A 17,359-nucleotide genomic window follows, 5' to 3' on the forward strand; every position below is an offset into this window, starting at 1 on the left:
GAAAGAATCTGACCAAATCAGGTCATTTAAAGATTGTGCAGCTACCAATGGCCGTTTATCATTGATTTTCCGGCTCGAAACCGCTAAACTTGTCCCTTCGCTGCCCTATTTCGTATCGTGGATTCAATTTCAGTGTTTGCGCCTGCTACCGTAGCCAATGTGGCCTGCGGGTTTGATATATTCGGTTTTGCAGTTGCCAGCCCCGGCGATCAGATTACTCTGACAGCGCGTCCGGAACCCGGCGTTCGAATTACCGACATTATTGGTGACGAGGGGCGTCTACCTCGGGAAGCTGCCCGTAACACAGCCGGGATTGCCATTCAGACGTACCTGCAGCATATTAACCGGACCGATGTCGGCGTAGATGTTCTGCTGCATAAGCAGATGCCGCTGGGTAGCGGGCTAGGCTCAAGTGCCGCCAGCGCCGTGGCGGGCGTATATGCCATTAACGAACTGCTCGGACGGCCGTTGGCGACGATGGACCTGCTGCCGTTTGCAATGGAAGGGGAGCGGCTGGCCTGCGGCTCGGCCCATGCCGATAACGTAGCACCATCGCTGCTGGGTGGGTTTGTGGTGATTCGGAGTTACCACCCGCTCGACGTAATCCGGATCGAAACACCGGCAGCGCTTTTCTGCACAATTGTTCACCCCGACATTGAAGTCAATACCAAAGATGCCCGTTTCATCCTGAAAAATGAGGTGTCGCTGAAGAATACGATCACGCAGATGGGCAATGTGGCGGGGCTGATTGCCGGGCTGATGAAACCTGACTATGACCTCATCAGCCGGTCGCTGGTCGACGTAATTATTGAACCCGTGCGGGCCATTCTGATTCCGGAGTTCAACGAAGCCAAACAGGCCGCTCTCGACAACGGCGCATTGGGGTGCAGTATTTCAGGCTCGGGACCATCGATGTTTGCCTTGAGCCGCGACGCGCATACGGCCGAGCGGGTTGGCGCGGCTATGCAGCAGGCATTTCTGTCGGTGGGTATCACCAGCGAAGCATACGTCTCGGAAATTAACCGGCAGGGCCCCAGAGTGCTGGCTAACTAATCCAGCAGCCGCAGCACGAAATTTTTGATGGCGTTGTGCTTGATTACTTTGACCAGACGACCGCGTTCATAGACATACTCGTCTTCCCGGTCGCCGAGTAGAGCACGATACGTTCCTGCCTGAGTTTGGCTGAGCTGAAAGTAATCACCGAAATACTCCGAAAAGACTTTGCTGCGGCCAATTGGCTCCGTGAAGTACAACGAGGAGAGGACGTAGTCGATCGGATTTCGTTCCGTCGCCTGCCGTTTGTATTTATACTGATCTGCTGAAATTACGTAATGATCGCCTTTCCACTCCGTTCGGGATGCGTAGTTGCCCCGGTTGGTGTGCGCTTCCACCGTTGAAAATATAAGCTTTTTGCCCTCAAAATGGGTATTGGCCTTGTAATATACCGTTACGGTGTAGACCAGCAGTTTAACCTTTACGTCGCTGATGAGCGTGTAGGTTGATCGGTTGTCGGCTAACGGCTGACGAACGGCGGTCATTGTGCCTACACGAATACCCGCGATTTCAATCGCGTAATGGTGCGTTTCGGCAGCTGACTGACCCGATGACTGGGCCAGGCTCACCGAGCCCAGCCCGCAAAGTATGCCCGCCAGAACCGCTTTCATCGCTCCAGCAGCATCGCTCCGTAGGAATAGCCTCCTCCGAAAACCGTCACTACAATCCGCTGTCCTTTCTGGAAGGTGTCCCACTTTTCAGACAAGGCAATGGCGCATCCCGCGCAGCCCGTGTTGCCCAGGTACTGAATATTAGAGATCAACTTTTCTTCGGGAAGATCAAGCGTGTGCATAACGTTGCGCGAAATTCGCAGGTTGGCCTGATGAGGCAGCACATAATCAACATCGGCCAGCGTCAGACCACAGCGCTCCAGCACCTGCAGGCTGGCTTTAGGCATATACTGGCAGGCATTGATAAAAACGTCGCGGCCGTGCGGCATCACAACTCCGCCTTCGTTAGGTTTGAGCACAACCGCGTTGGTAGCTTTGGCCGTATGGGCCGCTCCGCCCGTCAGCAGGGCTTTAATAACGAAATCGTCCTCGCTCTGCCGCTCTTTGGTAATCAGCAGGGCAGCCGCGCCGTCGCCCCAAAGATGCCCCGACACTTTATCCTGCTCGTTATTGTAGGCCGTGTTGTGTTCCGATACGATGACCAGGGCCCGACTGGCTTTGTTAAGCGCAAAGTATCCTTCAACCACTTCAATTGCGTTGAGTAGCGAGGAGCAGGCCGTCGAAATTGAAACAACCGGAATGTCGGCAATGCCCAGGCAATGCTGAGCTTCGTGAGCCAACGAAACAATGGTATCGTAGGGCGTATACGTAGCGCCAACAATCAGGTCAATCGTTGAGAGGTCAGTTTTGGGCGCGAGCCGACGGATGACGTCGAGCGTCATGGTGTTCGTGTTCTCACCAGGGGCGGCTTTGCGTCGCTCCCGAATCCCGGTTCGTTCAATAATCCAGTCGCTGGAAAGGCCGTTGAGCTGGGTAAAATGGTCATTGCCAACTACTTCTGTTGGTAAGTAGTGGCTTGCTGCATGAATATACATCAGGCCGATAAATAAAGCGGATTCAGGCATTGCCTGAAAAATATCCGAAAGTTAAATCCTTCCGGGAAAGCATGGTATTTGTCATTAGAACAATACCATAACGTGTTGGTAATGTTAAAAACATCAGGCTAGGGCGAATGATTCGTCCGCAGAACGATTTATTCGTCAGTTAGGCATGGGTTCGGTTCGGATTGTGTGAAATCTGTTTATAAAAGGCAAGCAGCTTCTGGGCCTCCGAATCCCAGTTGTATTCGGTTTCGACCGCCTGCCGACCACGTTGCCCCATTGCTTCGGCTTCGTCGGGGTGTTTGATCAGATACGTTAATGTTTCGGCCAGCCGGGCGGGATCATAGGGCGAAACGCAGAAGCCGCAGCGGTGACGCTCGACAACATGCTGATACAGCGGAAAGTCGGACGTAATAACCGGCAGACCCAGCGCCATGTATTCAAACATTTTGGTCGTGTATGAGTCCGGGTAATCGCCGACGGGTTTCAGCAAGGCCAGACCGGCCGTTGCTCCGGCTGCGTAGGGGAGGGCCTTGCGCTGATCGGCATACCCGTAAAAGCGGAGGTTTGATCGCACCGTTGAAAACGCAGGTAATTGCGCCAGATCAGCGTTCGTGAAGGTGCGCCGGCCGAAAAAATGAGCTATAAAATCGGGATGTTGGCTTTTGAGTCGGGCTAACGAATCTACCAGTGTATCGAATGCCCGTTCGAAACTTAGCCAGCCAATGTAAAAGAACGAAGGCTGCCCAGGGTTGGGCTGGTAAGGTCGGCGAAACGGTTCGAGAAACGACAGGAGCGGGTAATTATAGATTACCGCGTAAGGTTTAGCCATCCGGGTATAGGTGTCCAGATAGCCATGTTCCGTAAAAATCAGAAAAAAATGCCGCTGCGCCAGCCGGTCGAACCACCGAAACGCCCGTTCCAGCCCGTATCCCCGGTTGAAGGTCTTCAGATGTATTTTCTTGTATAGGTTCTCCTGCACTTCATAAATCACTTCTGCGCCAAACCATCGAAAGACAAAGGCAAATGGGATGAACTCCGGTACGTAAACATGGATGATCCGCGGACGCAGCCATAAACACCTTAGGAGAATAAGCGGACAGGTCAGTAAGGTTCGCCAGATCACGCGTCTGAAAAACGGCAGGCGAATGAAATGAATATCGGGGGCAACGGCCGGGTCGGCACGGGGCAGGGCGCAAAACACGTCATACGCCTGGGTGAGTGTCTGGCACTGCTTGAAAACAACACGCGGGTCCTGAGGCTGATGAGCGGTGCTGATGTGCAGGATACGAGCTTTCATCGAATAAGGCAACGCACTAGCAGCATGTCCGGCATCGCAAACAGGTCGTGTTTAGTTTTTCACCCCAAAGGTACGTAACTCTGCGTCAATTCGCTGATTCCATCGCTCCTGCGCCATCTGGTTCGTACCGTGGCCGGTCTCGGCGTCGTACTGCTCCTGCATCCGGTTCATATCCCGAAACGATTCAATGAACTGATATTGAATGATGCTGTTATAATCTTCCAACGTCAGGCTGTCGGAATGGAGTTTCCGTTTAAACCGCTCGGCAATGATTTTTGTAATGTCGAAGTGCCGTTGCTCGTGGTTTAGCGCATAATCGTTTCTGGCTTCGGTACGTCCCCAGGACGAGCTCTTGAGCATATAACTCTTCACCGTCAGGTTCACGTTTATAATCCCTTCCTTGACCGTGCTTTTGCCTTCGTAGGCGAAGCTGGTGAAGATTTCGGCGGCATAATGGCTGCCTCGGCGCGGTTCGGCCCGAAAATCATTCCAGGTAAGTTTACGGTCAGGATTATAATGTACCGTATCATCGTCGGTCATCCGGGAATCATCCGTGAAGATGACCTTCAGGCCGGTTGCCAGTTTTTCATTCTGGCTCACTTCGCGGGTCATATAGTCATTCAGCGTCCGCAGAGAAGCGACAACTGCCTGCCGGATAGTCGGTTCAATAACGGTTGTCTGGCTCAGGGGACGGGTGTAGTTGACGCTGCCCCGGTAGGTGGTCAGGCGGGTGCTGGTTTCGCTGCCGTCCTCGTTTTTGCCCAGCAGGTCGAAAGCAGCGGCAAACAGAAAGTGGCCCGTCACGCGGTTGCCTACAGCGGTTTCGGTCAACCGGAACTGCGTCACGCGCATGGCAATCGGTCGCAGCGTTTTATTCGGTCTGACACTCTGGTTGATAAATTGCCGGATGCCACCAACAAGCCCGTGTTCCAGATCAACCGACTGCGGAGGCTGATTAAGCACCAGCGCCAGCCGGGCAACCGGACCCGATTCGGATCGCTGATCAGAAACGGCAGCAATATAAAATTCTTTGGGCGTAAACGGCAGGGATTGCGGCTGAAGCCGGATAGGAACAGACGGAAGCGTATGGAACGCTCCGTACAGCAAAAGTAAGAGAAAGGTAACGGCTCTCATTCTATATCTAAAAACGGTTTCTGCGTTTAGAAAGTGCCGTAAACAAACGCCCTCCGAACAACAATCCGGAGGGCGTTTTAGAGGTAGTTGAGCAGCTGAGGCCTTACTCGATCAGCATGGCCCTGCCGCTCATAACGTCGTTCTCGACGGTTTTGAACTTCACATCACGTTTCACCGAGCCGTCGGCATACTGCACACTAACCCGGGCATTACGGTCCAGCTTCGCTACCCGAACCGGAGCCTGACGCGGAGGCATTGGAGGAGCCCCGGCCCCCATGGCGTTATTTTCGGCCATGCGACGGGCGTATTCCTCAGGACCGCTGGCAAGGTGGTCGTCGTCAAAATCCTCCATATTAGTGTGCAGCTGGGGCTGCGGCTCGGGCCGGTGCTGCGCAGGAGCCTGCCGGATTTCCTGCTGTACCTCTTCGGCCTCCTGCGCGGGGATATCGGCTTTGCTCAGGAAGCTGATCGTGTCGAAGTTGACTTTACTCAAGAATCGCTTAAACAGCTCTACAGATTCGAACTTATATACCAGCAAGGGGTCTTTCTGTTCGAAAACGGCGTTCTGTACCGACTGCTTCAGGTCGTCCATTTCGCGCAGATGTTCTTTCCATTCCTGGTCAATCACCGACAGCGTTACGGCCTTTTCCATTTCTGTGACCAGTTCACGACCACCCGTTTCAACGGCTTTCCGCAAATCGGTCACAACGGTCAGCTCGTGCAGGCCATCGGTAAAGGGCACCACAATATTTTTAATCTGGTGGCCCTGTTCATTCAGCACCTGCGTCAGCACGGGCAGGGCTTTCTCGGCGATGGCGTGGTTTTTAGCCTGATACTGTGCTTCGGCTTCGTTATACAACTGCCTGATCTGATCCGGTTTCTTCATCCGGCCAAACTCGTCGGCTGTCAGCTCGGGCGTAACGCCGAGTGTGGTCAGCAGTTGCAATTTGATTTCTTCATAGTTGCCCTCGGCGTTATTGACCGTTTCTTCGACAACATCATACATCGTGTTGGCGATGTCGAGCGGTAGCCGGTCGCCAAACAGGGCGTTCCGACGGCGTTTGTAGATAGCTTCACGCTGGTAGTTCATGACGTCGTCGTATTCGAGCAGACGCTTCCGGATGCCGAAGTTGTTTTCTTCGACTTTCTTCTGCGCTCGCTCAATAGACTTCGTAATCATTGAGTGCTGAATGACTTCGCCTTCTTCCAGGCCCATCCGGTCCATCACCTTTGCAATCCGGTCGGAACCAAACAGACGCATCAGGCTGTCTTCGAGCGAAACAAAGAACTGCGACGTACCGGGGTCGCCCTGACGACCCGAACGACCACGTAACTGCCGGTCGACCCGGCGCGACTCGTGACGCTCTGTACCAATAATCGCCAGACCACCCGCAGCCCGCGACTCGGGCGTCAACTTGATGTCGGTACCCCGACCGGCCATGTTGGTCGCAATCGTTACGGTACCCGGCTGTCCGGCCGAAGCAACGATCTCGGCTTCGCGCTGGTGATATTTAGCGTTCAGAACCTGGTGCTGAATCTTCCGCAGGGTCAGCAGGCGGCTCAGCAGCTCAGAGTTTTCAACCGACGTTGTTCCCACTAGCACGGGCCGGCCTTTCTCAACCAGCGCGGTGATTTCATCAACGACGGCGTTGTATTTCTCGCGAACCGACCGATACACTTTGTCTTCTTCGTCCTTGCGGCTGATGGCCCGGTTGGTCGGAATCACGACCACGTCCATTTTATAAATCTGCCAGAACTCCGATGCCTCCGTTTCGGCCGTACCGGTCATACCGGCCCGCTTGTGGTACATCCGGAAATAGTTCTGGAGCGTAACGGTCGCGTAGGTCTGGGTTGCGTCTTCTACTTTTACGTTCTCTTTGGCTTCAACGGCCTGGTGCAGCCCATCCGACCAACGGCGGCCTTCCATGATCCGGCCGGTTTGCTCGTCCACGATTTTTACCTTACCGTCCATGATGACGTATTCGGTATCCCGTTCAAACAGCGTGTAGGCTTTCAATAACTGGTTAACGGTATTGATACGCTGCGTCTTGACGGCATAATCGCGCACCACGGCTTCGCGGTGCAGAATCTTTTCCTGCTCCGAGAACTCGGGGTTTTTATCAATCGCATTGAGATCAATCGACAGGTCGGGCAGGATAAAGAAGTTAGGGTCCTCGCCCGAGCCCGTAATGTAGTCAATGCCTTTTTCGGTTAAGTCAATGCTGTTATGGCGCTCGTCGATGGTGAAATACAGCGGAGCGTCGGCTTCGGGCATCAGCTTCTGGTTTTCGGCCAGATAGATGGCTTCCGTTTTTTGCAGCAGCGCTTTGTTGCCGGTCTCACTCAGAAACTTAATGAGCGGCTTATGTTTGGGCAGACCCCGGTGCGCCCGGAACAAGGACAAACCACCTTCTTTCTCATCGCCGGCTGCAATCTTCTTTTTGGCGTCGTTTAGAAAATCGAACACCAGTTTCCGCTGGGCTTCTACCACGCGGGCTACGCGGGGCTTCAGCTCGATATAATCCTGCTCATCGCCACGGGGAACGGGGCCGCTGATAATTAACGGCGTCCGGGCGTCGTCGATCAGAACGGAGTCCACTTCGTCCACCATAGCGTAGTGGTGTTTGCGCTGAACCAGTTCGCCTGTTTCGCGGGCCATGTTGTCGCGCAGGTAGTCGAAGCCAAATTCGTTATTGGTTCCGTACGTAATGTCGGCCAGATACGCCTGCTTGCGTTGAAATGAGTTGGGCTGGTGCTTATCGATGCAGTCCACGCGCAGGCCGTGAAACTCAAACAGCGGAGCCATCCACTCGGAGTCACGCTTGGCCAGGTAATCGTTTACCGTTACGATATGGACACCGCGACCGGCCAGACCGTTCAGGAAGGCCGGGAAAGTAGCGACGAGGGTTTTTCCTTCGCCCGTCGCCATCTCCGCAATTTTGCCCTGGTGCAGAACCACACCCCCGATAATCTGCACATCGTAATGGACCATGTCCCATTTGATGGGCGTTCCGGCCGCATCCCAGCGGTTAGCCCAGTGAGCCTGGTCGCCCTCGATCACGACGTTTTTCTTGCGGGAAGCAATTTCACGGTCGAAGTCCGAGGCCGTAACCGTCAGTTGGTCATTCTCGGTGAACCGGCGGGCGGTTTCTTTCACAACGGCAAAGGCCCGGGGCAGAATGCTGAGCAGAACGCGCTCCAGTTCGGTATTACGCTCGGCCTCCAGTTTGTCAATCTGGTTGAAAAGCCGCTCTTTCTCGTTGACGTCAACGTCGGGGTTGCCAGCCTGTTCGCTCAGCTGGGCAAGCTGATTGTCGATGTCGGCCAGCTCATCCGCAATCTGCGCTTTAAGTTCGGCCGATACCTGACGAAGTTCATCATTGGAAAGGTCTTTCAACCGGGCAAATTCGGCGTTTACCTGTTCAACGTAGGGGAGCAGTTCCTTGATGTCCCGCTGCGATTTGGTGCCGAAAAACTTGGCTATCAGGTTGATCATATTCTTCGTTAATGGTTAGTAGCTCAGGGTTGGCAGGAAATAAAATTGCTCGTTACCAGTCACCAGCCACTAAAATTTTCTACAAATTTAGTGCATTAGCGCCGGACTTTAACATAGCTAAGGGCTGGCGATTTGTACGTTACCTTATGGGAACGACGTTTTGGGAGTAATGCATTACTTTTGCAAATCAAATTTTGGCCCAACAGCCAACATTCATGCGTACTAACGACAAATTGTCACCTACTTTATCATTGACTCGCCGTTTACGAACCACGTTTGTCTTACTCTTACTGACGGCAGCTATGCAGGCGTTGGCCCAGCAGCCTGCTCAGTCGCGGGTTGATCAGCTGACCGACGCCCAGGTTGAAGAGTTCTACCGCCGGGCGCAGGCCAGTGGTCTGAATGAAATGCAGATTGAGACCTACGCCATGTCGCAGGGCTATACGCTCGATGATATTGCTAAAATGCGCAAACGTATTGCGAATATTCGTTCGCAGACGTCGCGCCCCGGCAGTCAGACCGGAATTCGGGGGAACAATCGGCTCAACAACCGGGGAAATACCGGTACACGGGGGAACGTAAACGAGCCCAGCATGGAGTCGGGCCGGATGCTGCCCGACGATCTTTCGCAACGGGACGATTCGCTGCAGTTGCTGCCGCGCCAGGATACGGTTCGTAAACTACGGGTATTTGGCGCATCGCTGTTTGAGAATGCCAGTTTGTCATTCGAGCCGAACCTGCGCATCGCCACCCCCCGGAACTACATAGTAGGTCCCGACGATGAAATCAGCATTGATATCTCCGGAGCAGCATCCGATAACTTTCAGCTGCGGGTCACGCCCGAAGGAACGGTTAAGGTGCCGAACGTACAGCCTATTTTCGTTAGCGGGCTGACCATTGAACAGGCCGAACAACGGATTATTGCCCGTTTGCGGAAGGCGGGCTATCAGGGGCTGGGTGTGCCGGGCAGCGGAATAGATGCCAACGTAGCGCTGACCAATATTCGCAGCATTCGGGTGACGCTCGTAGGCGAAGTGGTACGGCCGGGAACGTACACCATCTCTTCGCTCGGGTCGGCCTTCAATGCGCTCTACCTGGCGGGCGGTCCGAATCCCGAAACTGGCTCCTTTCGTAAAATCAGCGTTATCCGCGGTAATCGCGTTGTCCGGACCATTGACCTCTACAACTTTGTCCTGCATGCCGATCAACGGGACAACATCCGTCTTCAGGATCAGGATGTTATTCGGGTGGCTGATTACGAAACCCATGTCGAGCTGACCGGCGAGGTACGTCGGCCCGCTATTTTTGAGTTACTGCCGGGCGAAACGCTTAAGACGCTGCTGAGTTTCGCAGGGGGCTTCGGTGATGATGCTTACCGGGCGTCGATTACGCTCCGGCGCAACACCAGCCGCGAGCGCCAGATGGTGAGTATTACCGAAGATCAGATTGCCACCTTCATTCCGCAGCGGGGCGACAAATACTTTGTTGGGAAAATTCTGGAGCGGTATGAGAACCGTGTGCAGGTAGCGGGGGCCGTCATGCGGCCGGGTGATTACGCGCTTGGACAAGGTCTGGAAACCGTACGGCAACTCATCACCCGGGCCGAAGGGCTGCGTAAAGATGCGTTTACGAACCGCGCAACGATCATTCGGGAACGCCCCGATATGGACCACGAGAATCTATCGTTCGATCTGGGTAAGTTAATGCGAGGCGAAATCGCCGATATTTCGCTGGTGAGCCAGGATAGCCTGACGGTGTTTTCCATTCGTGATCTGCGGGAAGAATATTACGTCACGATTGAAGGGGCGGTCAATAAACCGGATACGATTGAATTCGTCAACAACATGAGTGTTGCCGATCTGATTGCCAAGGCGGGCGGTTTTCAGGAAGGGGCTAAACCGACTCTGATTGAAGTGGCCCGGCGTATCCGGCAGGATTCGGTTGGTATCCGGACCACTATGCAGGAAGTATATCGTTTCTCGGTTGACCCGAACCTGCGCATCACGCAGTTTGAAGGCGGCCCCGGCACCGGTTCGGGCGGATCGAGTGCGTTCCGACTGCAGCCGTTCGATATTGTGTATGTTCGGACATCGGCGAACTACGAACCGCAGCGGCAGGTGCATGTTTATGGAGAGATTATGCAGCCCGGCAATTATGTGATCTTTAACCGGGAGGAACGCATTGCCGACCTGATTCGGCGGGCGGGTGGCCTGAAACCGGAGGCTTATCTGTCCGGTGCGCAGTACCGACGCAAGGGCCAGCTCGTGGGCAATGATCTGCGGAATCTGCTGACAGACCCGGGGGGCGAGGAAAATCTGCTGCTTAAGGAAGGCGATACGCTGTTCATCCCCCGACGGTCGGAGGTTGTTTACATCCAGGGGGCCGTACTGAACCAGTCGTCGGTTAGCTACAAGGCAGATTATAACTTTAATGATTACATAACTGAATCAGGCGGGTTTACGGAGAATGCACGTCAGAGCAAAGCCTATGTGGTGTATCCAAACGGACGGAAAGACCGCACACGTCGGTTTCTCTGGGCGAACCTGCGGCCGAATGTAGAGCCCGGTTCGACGATTGTTGTACCGTTCCGCCCGGATGATGACCGGAATCTAAGCCCAACCGAACGGATTGGCATTTTCTCGCTCATTGGGACACTGGCGGCCACGACGGCAACGGTGCTGATCAACGTATTGCGATGATAACCCGTATCCATCGTACCGAAACCCATCAAACTACACCTGTGCATGTCCGTAACGGAACAAAATAAAGTAAACTCCCCGAACGATGGCGAATATGAGATTCGGCTGAGTGAAATAGCTCAGTGGCTTGCCGAAAGCCGTCGTACCGTTGTCCTCTGGGCGCTGGGTGCGTTGCTGGTTGGGGCCCTGTATGCTTTTCTGACGCCAAATGAATTTACTACGTCGGTCCGGATCATGCCGGAGCTAAAAGCGTCCGGTAACGCGGGTGGCCTGGGCGACCTGAAATCGCTGGCCGGACTGGCGGGCGTGAACCTCGACAATGTAACGGGCAGCACCGAGGCTATCCGGCCCGATCTGTACCCGGACGTAGTATCGAGTGTTCCGTTCGCGCTGCATATGCTGCGCCAGCCGGTTTTTGTCGCTGAAACTGGCAAAAGCATGAGCCTGCAGCAATATCTGGTCTGGGATAACGAACGGCGCGTCATCGGCGCCATCCGGACGTATTTAAATTCGTTATCGTCTGCCGAAAAAGTGCCGGTAAGGAATATGGACAAGACTCAGGTGCTGACCATGACGTCTGAGCAGGAAATCTGGGCGCGGGAGATATTCAATCGGATTGGGGCCGCCATTGATAAGAAATCGGGTATTATCACGATTTCCGCTGAGATGCCGGATCCGGTTGTGGCCGGGACGGTGGGGCGCCAAACTCTTGATTACCTGCTGCATTACGTTACCGACTATCGGACGGGCAAAGCCCGCCAGCAGGTGCGCTTTCTCGAGCAGCAGGTCCGGAACGCCCGTCGCCGGTACGAGAGCGCCGAATATGCCTTGTCGGCCTATCGGGACCGTAACCGGAGCCTGTTCCTGAATACGGCAAAAATTGAGGAGCAGCGCTTACAGGGCGACTACCTGCTGGCTCAGACGGTCTATAATGATTTGTCCAAGCAACTGGAGCAGGCACGGATTAAAGTCCAGGAAGAAGCCCCCGTTTTCCAGACCCTTAACCCCCCCAGCGTACCGCTTAGGAAAAGTGGCCCGAAAAGGCTGGTAATTATCATCGCGTTTACCATCTTTGGGGCCTTAGCTGGTCTGACGGCCTTCTTCGTTCGTCGGATCTTTCGCCAGAAACCTGTACGGTTCGTATGAAAAAAGCGTTGATTTGTGGTGTGTCAGGGCAGGACGGAGCCTATTTAGCCAAGTTACTGCTCGAAAAAGGATATCAGGTATTTGGCGGTTCGCGCGATGCACAGATGTCGGGTTTCCGTAATCTGGAAAAGCTGGGAATACGGAAAGATATTCAGTTAATATCGGTCAATATCAACGACTTTCGGAGCGTTCTCCAGACGCTTATCAAGACCAAACCGTATGAGGTCTACAATCTGGCCGGGCAAAGTTCGGTGGGTCTGTCGTTTGAGCAGCCCGTAGAAACGCTCGAAAGTATTAGCGTTGGAACGCTCAATTTGCTGGAGGCCATTCGGTTCAGTGATCTGCCCATCAAGCTCTACAATGCCGGATCGAGCGAATGCTTTGGCGACACGGGCCATGCCGCTGCGGATGAACTAACGCCTTTCCGGCCCCGTAGTCCCTATGGCGTAGCCAAGGCGGCTGCGTTCTGGCAGGTTGCCAACTACCGCGAAGCGTATCAGCTGTTTGTCAGCACCGGTATCCTGTTTAACCATGAGTCGCCCCTGCGCCCCGAACGGTTCGTGACGCGTAAAATCGTGGCGGCTGCCTGTCGTATCGCTCAGGGAAGCGACGAAAAACTGACACTGGGTAATATTGACATAGCCCGCGACTGGGGCTGGGCACCCGATTACGTAGAAGCCATGTGGCTTATGCTACAGCAATCGCAGCCCGACGATTACGTTATTGCAACGGGGCATACCTGCAAACTAAAAGATTTTATCCGCGTTGTCTTTGACTGCGTTGGGCTGAACTGGGAAGACCATGTTCGCACGGACCCGGCTTTTTTCCGACCCACCGACATTGCCGAAGGCCACGCTAATCCTACCAAAGCCCGCGAACAGCTGGGCTGGCAGGCTGCGCATCGCATGGAAGATGTAGCCCGGCTGATGGTGGATGATCAACTTCGCTAATGCTGCTAACGCAACAGATCCGGAACGCCGTCCGGCGGGATCGCCATTTAGTAAAGAATTTTGTCGCCCTGGGGTTGGTCCAGGCCACCAACTTCATTATCCCGCTGGTAAATTTTCCGTATCTAATGCGGGCGGTCGGGGCCGAAAAGTTTGGCGTGATCGCCTACGGCCTGACCGTGCTGAACTATTTTATTGCGTTTACCGACTACGGCTTCAACCTGTCGGCAACCCGGCAGGTAGCCATTCATCGGGACGACCGGCCGCTCTTATCGCAGCTTTTTTCCGCCGTCACCGTTACCAAACTGCTGCTTTTTGGGGTCACCATCGCTACCATGGCCATCTTATGCCTGCTGGTGCCCCGGTTCAATCAGGATGCTCTGGCCTATATGCTGGGGCTTTTGTTTGTACTAGGTAATGTGCTCATGCCAGTCTGGTTTTTTCAGGGCATGGAGCAGATGAAGTATATCACCTACGTAAACCTGATTGCTAAAGTCGCTTTGCTGGGCCTGATTGTTCTGCTGGTGCAGCGGCCCGCCGATTACATTTATGTACTTGGGCTATATGGAGCCGCCAATATTCTGTCGGGTCTCCATAGTTTTTATCTGATTCGATCCCGTTATCGGCTGACGGTTTACTGGCCCGGCTGGCAGGCCATAAAAACTCAGTTGAAGGAAGGCTGGTATGTATTCCTGTCGAACTTTTCGATCATGCTCACGTCTAATCTGAACGTGCTGCTCCTGGGTTTCTTCGTAACCAACACGACCATCGGTTACTACAGCATCGCTGAAAAAATCGTATTTGCCATGTGGTCGCTGTTGTCGCTGTTTTCGCAGGTCATCTACCCGCACGTCTGTCGGCTGGCGCAGGATTCACACGCGCGTCTGCAGCAATTCCTGCGAACAACATTTGCTCCGCTGTTGATAGGGACTGTCCTGGTGGCGATCGGCGTGTATGCATATGCCGATGAAATTATCCGCCTTGTAGCCGGCACGACGCAGGCCGAAGCCGCCCATGTTCTGCGGCTGATGAGCTTTGTGCCGGTACTGGTCTGTTTGAATATTCCACCCTATCAGACGTTGCTGGCCTATAATCAGCAGAAGCTTTACGTAGTTTCGTTCAATATTTCGGCCGTTGCCAACCTGATCATCAGCCCACTGCTTATTTTCCAGTTTGGTGTACTGGGAGCGGCTCTGAGCCTGATGCTGATTCAGTTGCTGATTACGCTCTCCCTGTATTATACGCTTGAAGCAAAGCGTCCAGCCTACTCGCTTTTCAAACGTGTCTGATCGCCCCAACACCGCTGTCTTTGTGTCGGTAGCCTTAGCAACGTTTAACGGCGAGAAGCACCTGGCGTGTCTGCTCGACTCTCTGGTCGAGCAAACCCGGTTACCAGACGAAGTGGTGGTCAGTGATGACGGATCGCAGGATCAGACTTTAGCTATTCTACAGCGGTACAAAGGGCAATTGCCTCTGTATATTCATCAGCAGCCCCGGCCCGTGGGCATTGTAGCAAATTTTCGGCATGCCGTTTCCTTGTGCCGGGGGGATGTGATTGCTTTCTGCGATCAGGATGACGTATGGCTGCCTCACAAAGTAGCCACGGGTTTAGCCGCTCTGGAGCGCATTGACGGGTCAGATCCCGCGCTTATATTTACGGATTTAGAGGTAGTCGATCAGCAGCTGAACCGTATTGCCCCATCCTACTGGAACCACCGGCAATTACATCCCGAACGCGAGACATTCGGGTCATTGCTATACGGTAATTTTGTAACGGGCTGCACCGCCATGTTTAACCGGCCGATGGCGGAAGAAATAAAACGTATGCCCGATGATGCGCTGATGCACGACTTCTGGTTAGCCTGCGTAGCCTACGGCATTGGTCAGGTTCGGTACCTAACCAAACCATCGGTTCGCTATCGGCAACATCCCGACAATGTTACGTTGAACAACGCTATTACCTTCAACACCCGCTGGCGACGATTAAACAGGTTTATTGTTGATAATCAATACGCGTCTGAGTACCTTTTACCGGAAATTCGCCAGGCTGAACTGTTTTGCCGCTATTATAATGCGCAACTCGATGCTGCCCGCCGACAACAGCTCAATGCTTTTATCCAGCTAAAAAGGAAATCGCCCACCTATAGACGCTGGCGGGCTTTTCTGACTAAATTCCTGTATTGGATCGAATGAAATTTATTAATAATTATCCTATAATGGTAACTTGCGATTTGGTTTTTTAGTATTTTGCAGTCCGCTTGAGATAAGAACTTATCAGCCCGTACCTTATCCGTATGAACAAAACATTACTAGTCAGTACGCTGGCCGCCCTATCCAGCCTAGCCGCAGGCGAGGCCATTGCACAGTCAACACAAACCAATATTGCGATTACTGATCCTACCTCCGTTACAACGGGCGGCTCCGATAATACGCTGGTGGGCGTAGGGGCCGGCAACCGGAATATGAGTGGTAACGGTAACCTGATTCTGGGCCGGGGCGCAGGTGTTCAGAACATGGCCGGAGCCCAGAATGCGTTTGTCGGTGGATTAGCAGGCCGTCAGAATTCGTCGGGAAGCTACAATAGCTTCTTTGGGTACGAAGCCGGTGCTGGTAACACGATCGGAAATAACAACTCGTTTCTGGGCAATGGAGCCGGATACACCAATACGGAAGGGTATGATAACCTGTTTGGTGGTTACCGGTCTGGTTACTTCAACAGCACGGGCCACCACAACGTCTTTATGGGATCGGGAGCTGGCTACAGTAATACAACGGGAGCAGACAACACCTTTATTGGAGCTGATGCCGGGGGCAGTAATACCACTGCAGCCGGTAACGTGTTTATCGGTTCGCTCTCGGGCTCATCGACAACGACCGGCAGTCAGAACACGTTTCTGGGTACGCAGTCGGGGCAGAATGTGACCACGGCAGCTGCGAATACTTTTGTGGGCTATCGGGCCGGGGCCAGCACAACCACCGGGGCTTATAATACCTTTTTAGGCGTACAGGCTGGTCAGAATAATACAACGGGTAGTTCTAATTTCATAATGGGCACCAACGCCGGGTCGGCGAATACGACGGGAACGGCTAACTTCTTCCTGGGCGATAACGCTGGTGCAGTCAATACCTCTGGCGGGTATAACGTGTATCTGGGCGCTAATGCCGGTAATGGAGCGGGTGTTAATGGATCCAATAACCTGTCGATTGGTTTTGAATCCGGCCGGGCAAACAACGGCGGCAACACTAATACGTTTGTAGGCTTCCGCGCTGATGCCGGAGCGGCTGGCCTGAGCAATGCAACGGCGATTGGCGCGAACGCAAAAGTAAACGTCAGTAATGCCATTGTGCTGGGTAATGCGGCTAACGTTGGGATTGGTAACACGGTCCCTACGGCGCGGCTGCACGTAACCAGCGGCACGAGCGGGCAGTCGGGGTTGCGGCTGGAGAATATAACCTCGGCCACCAGCACCTCAGTGAATGCCAGCAAGTTCCTGACCGTCGACGGAACCGGAAACGTTATCCTGGCCAATGTCGCTTCAGGGGCGCGGCAGGCTGCGGGGGCCGAAGCGGTGGAGTCGCTCTGGGAACGCAAAGGCAACTACCTGCTCAGCCGTCAGGGTGAGGGGCTCATCATCGGCTCGGGCGTGCAGAAGACGCCGGCCGACTACAACCTGTTTGTCTCCAAGGGCATTCTGACTGAGAAGGTCAAGGTGGCCGTACGCAACAGCTCGGACTGGAGCGACTATGTGTTTGGGTCGGGCTATGCGCTTCGTCCGCTGGGGGAGGTGGAGCGGTACGTGAAGGCCAACAAGCATCTGCCGGGTGTGCCCTCGGCCGCGGAGGTGGTTAGGGAGGGGGTTGATCTGGCCCGCATGGATGCCAAGCTGCTGGAGAAGGTCGAAGAGCTCACGCTTTACCTGATTGAGCTGAAAAAACAGAACGACCTTCTGATTCAGCGCAGCAACCGGCTGGAGCGCGAAAACAAAGCCATTCGCCGGACTCTGCACTCGCTGAAGAAAAAGTAACTCCTAC

Annotated in this window: 12 protein-coding genes; 7 read left to right on the top strand and 5 right to left on the bottom strand. The window is 54.0% G+C overall.

Annotated features, from left to right (window positions below):
* The first annotated feature begins 117 nt into the window (after nt 1-117).
* On the top strand, nt 118-1,053 hold the full coding sequence (locus HNV11_RS02325; RefSeq protein WP_171738126.1) for a homoserine kinase: 936 nt from the start codon (nt 118-120) through the stop codon (nt 1,051-1,053).
* Here the strand turns inward: HNV11_RS02325 and HNV11_RS02330 are convergent.
* From HNV11_RS02330 to secA, 5 genes are all read right to left on the bottom strand, one after another.
* Nucleotides 1,050-1,664 (bottom strand): DUF6134 family protein, encoded by a 615-nt coding sequence (locus HNV11_RS02330; protein WP_171738127.1) that lies wholly within the window; start codon nt 1,662-1,664, stop codon nt 1,050-1,052. The two genes, HNV11_RS02325 and HNV11_RS02330, sit on opposite strands and share 4 nt — an antisense overlap.
* Nucleotides 1,661-2,599, bottom strand: coding sequence for a 3-oxoacyl-ACP synthase III family protein (locus HNV11_RS02335; RefSeq protein WP_171742033.1), 939 nt, complete (start codon nt 2,597-2,599; stop codon nt 1,661-1,663). The genes HNV11_RS02330 and HNV11_RS02335 overlap by 4 nt, the downstream gene beginning before the upstream one ends.
* Nucleotides 2,600-2,768: 169 nt before the next feature.
* Nucleotides 2,769-3,905 (bottom strand): glycosyltransferase, encoded by a 1,137-nt coding sequence (locus tag HNV11_RS02340; protein WP_171738128.1) that lies wholly within the window; start codon nt 3,903-3,905, stop codon nt 2,769-2,771.
* Nucleotides 3,906-3,956: 51 nt separating this feature from the next.
* Complete coding sequence (locus HNV11_RS02345; protein ID WP_171738129.1) at nt 3,957-5,039, bottom strand: hypothetical protein; 1,083 nt, start codon at nt 5,037-5,039, stop codon at nt 3,957-3,959.
* 103 nt (nt 5,040-5,142) lie between these two features.
* Nucleotides 5,143-8,535: a preprotein translocase subunit SecA gene (gene secA, locus HNV11_RS02350; RefSeq protein ID WP_171738130.1), complete on the bottom strand. Its 3,393-nt coding sequence runs from the start codon at nt 8,533-8,535 to the stop codon at nt 5,143-5,145.
* Between the two features lie 215 nt (nt 8,536-8,750).
* On the opposite strand from secA, the gene HNV11_RS02355 reads away from it, so the two are divergent.
* From HNV11_RS02355 to HNV11_RS02380, 6 genes are all read left to right on the top strand, one after another.
* Nucleotides 8,751-11,234, top strand: a complete 2,484-nt coding sequence (locus HNV11_RS02355; RefSeq protein ID WP_171738131.1) for an SLBB domain-containing protein — start codon at nt 8,751-8,753, stop codon at nt 11,232-11,234.
* Between the two features lie 45 nt (nt 11,235-11,279).
* Nucleotides 11,280-12,380, top strand: coding sequence for a Wzz/FepE/Etk N-terminal domain-containing protein (locus HNV11_RS02360; RefSeq protein ID WP_171738132.1), 1,101 nt, complete (start codon nt 11,280-11,282; stop codon nt 12,378-12,380).
* Entirely contained in the window at nt 12,377-13,330 is a 954-nt protein-coding gene (locus HNV11_RS02365; protein WP_171738133.1) for a GDP-mannose 4,6-dehydratase, read from the top strand. The genes HNV11_RS02360 and HNV11_RS02365 overlap by 4 nt, the downstream gene beginning before the upstream one ends.
* The gene (locus HNV11_RS02370; RefSeq protein ID WP_171738134.1) at nt 13,330-14,616 is read left to right on the top strand and encodes a flippase; all 1,287 of its coding nucleotides are present in this window, start codon (nt 13,330-13,332) and stop codon (nt 14,614-14,616) included. Before HNV11_RS02365 ends, HNV11_RS02370 begins: the two co-directional genes overlap by 1 nt.
* Nucleotides 14,609-15,520, top strand: coding sequence for a glycosyltransferase family 2 protein (locus HNV11_RS02375; protein WP_171738135.1), 912 nt, complete (start codon nt 14,609-14,611; stop codon nt 15,518-15,520). The genes HNV11_RS02370 and HNV11_RS02375 overlap by 8 nt, the downstream gene beginning before the upstream one ends.
* Before the next feature lie 101 nt (nt 15,521-15,621).
* Nucleotides 15,622-17,352 carry an autotransporter outer membrane beta-barrel domain-containing protein gene (locus tag HNV11_RS02380; RefSeq protein ID WP_240163705.1) on the top strand — a complete coding sequence of 577 codons (1,731 nt, stop codon included), beginning with the start codon at nt 15,622-15,624 and terminating at the stop codon, nt 17,350-17,352.
* Nucleotides 17,353-17,359: the final 7 nt, after the last annotated feature.

This window comes from Spirosoma taeanense (assembly GCF_013127955.1).
Taxonomy (GTDB): Bacteria; Bacteroidota; Bacteroidia; order Cytophagales; family Spirosomataceae; genus Spirosoma; species Spirosoma taeanense.

Excerpts from the sequence above, each read along its gene's own strand:
- HNV11_RS02330 (WP_171738127.1), bottom strand. The coding sequence starts at position 1,664 with ATGAAAGCGGTTCTGGCGGGCATACTTTGCGGGCTGGGCTCGGTGAGC.
- HNV11_RS02335 (WP_171742033.1), bottom strand. The coding sequence starts at position 2,599 with ATGTATATTCATGCAGCAAGCCACTACTTACCAACAGAAGTAGTTGGC.
- HNV11_RS02340 (WP_171738128.1), bottom strand. The coding sequence starts at position 3,905 with ATGAAAGCTCGTATCCTGCACATCAGCACCGCTCATCAGCCTCAGGAC.
- HNV11_RS02345 (WP_171738129.1), bottom strand. The coding sequence starts at position 5,039 with ATGAGAGCCGTTACCTTTCTCTTACTTTTGCTGTACGGAGCGTTCCAT.
- secA (WP_171738130.1), bottom strand. The coding sequence starts at position 8,535 with ATGATCAACCTGATAGCCAAGTTTTTCGGCACCAAATCGCAGCGGGAC.
- HNV11_RS02355 (WP_171738131.1), top strand. The coding sequence starts at position 8,751 with ATGCGTACTAACGACAAATTGTCACCTACTTTATCATTGACTCGCCGT.
- HNV11_RS02360 (WP_171738132.1), top strand. The coding sequence starts at position 11,280 with ATGTCCGTAACGGAACAAAATAAAGTAAACTCCCCGAACGATGGCGAA.
- HNV11_RS02365 (WP_171738133.1), top strand. The coding sequence starts at position 12,377 with ATGAAAAAAGCGTTGATTTGTGGTGTGTCAGGGCAGGACGGAGCCTAT.
- HNV11_RS02370 (WP_171738134.1), top strand. The coding sequence starts at position 13,330 with ATGCTGCTAACGCAACAGATCCGGAACGCCGTCCGGCGGGATCGCCAT.
- HNV11_RS02380 (WP_240163705.1), top strand. The coding sequence starts at position 15,622 with ATGAACAAAACATTACTAGTCAGTACGCTGGCCGCCCTATCCAGCCTA.